Source organism: Trichococcus sp., assembly GCF_049589555.1.
Taxonomy (GTDB): Bacteria; Bacillota; Bacilli; order Lactobacillales; family Aerococcaceae; genus Trichococcus.
Genome location: NZ_JBAWAZ010000385.1, coordinates 1 through 1,676, shown reverse-complemented (window position 1 = coordinate 1,676; position 1,676 = coordinate 1). Strand labels below are relative to the sequence as shown.

The following is a 1,676-nucleotide window of genomic DNA, read 5'->3' as shown; positions in this document are numbered from 1 at the left end:
GTAATCGAATGTTTGTGGCTGAGGTGCGTTAAGACACATTTCAATCATCCATTTTCTCCAAGACAAATATCTTCATATGTATGCGTCAACTTGTAAACTGTCCTATCAGCATCCTTTTAATCTGCCCCTCAACATCCCCATACAAGTCAAGATACCGCACATCAATCTGCACACTATTAGTATCAGGCATGTCAGTTAAACTATGAAATTCCGTCGGCAAAAATTCTTTGCTGTATGGATAAATCAAAACTACCTTTTGAACCTTTTCTCCTTTATGACTATACCTTGTATGATACGCATACATCTGATACAAATCTGCTTGAGCTGGGCCGTCTGCCTTCAGTACTTTCCATTTCGTATCGGCTATCACAGTTATTTCTTCGGATCGAATAACGATATCAGGTCGCAAACGATAGGAACTACTCTGTTTCCCATGCTCATCAAATAACCAAATTTTCCTATCCTGCAATGAAACATTGCAATCATTCAACGTTTTGCTTACCATATCAGATACGTAGGCTTCAAAAATTTTATCCATAGGAAACAGCAAGGCAAACGCCATGTTACTGCCTTTAAATGAAGTGAAGGATTGTTTTGCCAGTATGATTTCACACCATTGCAGCGCCTGAGTGTAGTATTGAAAGTTTCGGCCTAGTTTGATTCGCTGAAAAGTTTGGTCAACGTTATGCAGAATCGTTACTTGATTGAAGTAAATGAGCTGCTCCCGGATTAGACGCTGATTATTGAAATCTGACGAAATATGCAGCAGATATTCCAACGCTGTACGGATCAATCGATTTTCTGGACAATTAATCATGAACTCATCGTGATGATTGTAAAAGCGCGCTTTGTTTACCAGATTGTGTTGTATCTGCTGCTTCATAAGCAATTTCCCTTTTAAGAATGCCTCGTTTTCTTCCACACCGATATAAGCAGACTTTAGCCCTTGCTTGATGACGCTATCTACTTCACCCAAGAACATTCGGATAAAAACCTCAAAAAGGTTGGTATTATCTGTATCCAGATATGCCATGGAAAATGTTCTGCCGTCAATATTTTTGACCGCACCCAACATCTTCAGAAAAAGCTTCCGGACATCGTTATCCTTTTTGTTGGCCACATTCTTACCATGGATCTTTGGGAGAATTTCAATCGTCAAGCCCGATTTCGTTTGCAGGACACCGACATAGTTATTCGCTTGCACGCCAAGACGAATCGGTCTGAGAAAATTATCGATGGATGAATCAGCTCCCTCGTCATAAACGGTGTTGCCCTCATCAATGAAAGTCTTCAGTTCTTCGATATCTTTTTTTGTCACCCTCACACCTTCATAGGTAGTTCCTGCGTAAAGGCGACCAAATTCAGTGATCGTAACGACTCGATTCTTCATGATTCATCCGCTTCTTTATGGATCAGGACTCCTGATAGAAACTTTCTAAACTCCTCTTCACTTGCAATAGTCTTCAGAGCATATCGATTTTCATTATTTCTGAAGAAACCATCGGCCAGCTTGTTGTCGAACAAATTGTGCGGCGAGATTTCCTTTTCAGTAATGTATATCCCATTCTTATCATTCAAAATTGCTCTAATTTTTCGAAAATCATCGTAAAAATATTCCTGCAGCAACGGAATGATTTTATTCTCAAATGTCCTTTTCACATCATCAAGGGTATTGT

General features: G+C 39.6%; 1 protein-coding gene and 1 pseudogene. Both read right to left on the bottom strand.

The window, feature by feature from the left end; genetic code table 11:
* Positions 1-85: 85 nt before the first annotated feature.
* Complete coding sequence (locus WBV27_RS13325; protein ID WP_424202601.1) at positions 86-1,390, bottom strand: McrC family protein; 1,305 nt, start codon at positions 1,388-1,390, stop codon at positions 86-88.
* A pseudogene (locus WBV27_RS13320) lies at positions 1,387-1,676 on the bottom strand (hypothetical protein); the annotation flags it as partial. The gene WBV27_RS13325 and the pseudogene WBV27_RS13320, both read right to left, overlap by 4 nt.